We start from the raw sequence: 513 nt of genomic DNA, 5'->3' as shown, positions 1-513 counted from the left end.
TAGCCGGCGGTACCGTTTGTAATGTACAGTTGAACTGGATAGCTCTGCGCGGCGATACACCTTTAGGTATACGAATTACCCTGGCACCCGGACAATGGCCCATTGATGATTTTTGCACCCCTGACGCCTGGTCAATTCCGGCCGACAAACTGTGCTACTTTAAATGCGCAGCCGTATCGGAAAAGGCACGTGGCTTAGGAATAGGCAAAGAGTTGCTGTATCGCAGCATAGCTTCAGCCAAAGAACTGGGCTGCCAGGGTGGCTTAGCGCATATTTGGATGCAAAGCCCCAAAAACAGCGCCTATGAATATTTCACCCGCTGCGGCGGTGAAATGATTAAACAACACGAAAAACGCTGGTACAAAGCCTCAGTAGAAGACGGCTACTATTGCCCTGTGTGCGACGGCACCTGCTACTGCGACGCCGGCGAAATGCTGCTGAAGTTCGATACGTAAGGCTCCGACTAGCGAGCGCTGAGGTTGCATGGGCTATTGTGGAGGACGCCCGTGAATA

At 52.4% G+C, this 513-nt stretch carries 1 protein-coding gene; it reads left to right on the top strand.

The window, feature by feature from the left end; translation table 11 throughout:
* The coding region (locus B3180_RS12760) for a GNAT family N-acetyltransferase (RefSeq protein ID WP_286844944.1) at window positions 1-455 on the top strand (455 nt) is incomplete at its 5' end.
* Window positions 456-513: the final 58 nt, after the last annotated feature.

Origin of the sequence: Idiomarina sp. UBA4206 (assembly GCF_002383015.1) — a bacterium.
GTDB classification, from domain to species: Bacteria; Pseudomonadota; Gammaproteobacteria; order Enterobacterales; family Alteromonadaceae; genus Idiomarina; species Idiomarina abyssalis.
The sequence above is the reverse complement of the archived record's forward strand: the minus strand, read 5'-3'. Positions and strand labels throughout refer to the sequence as shown.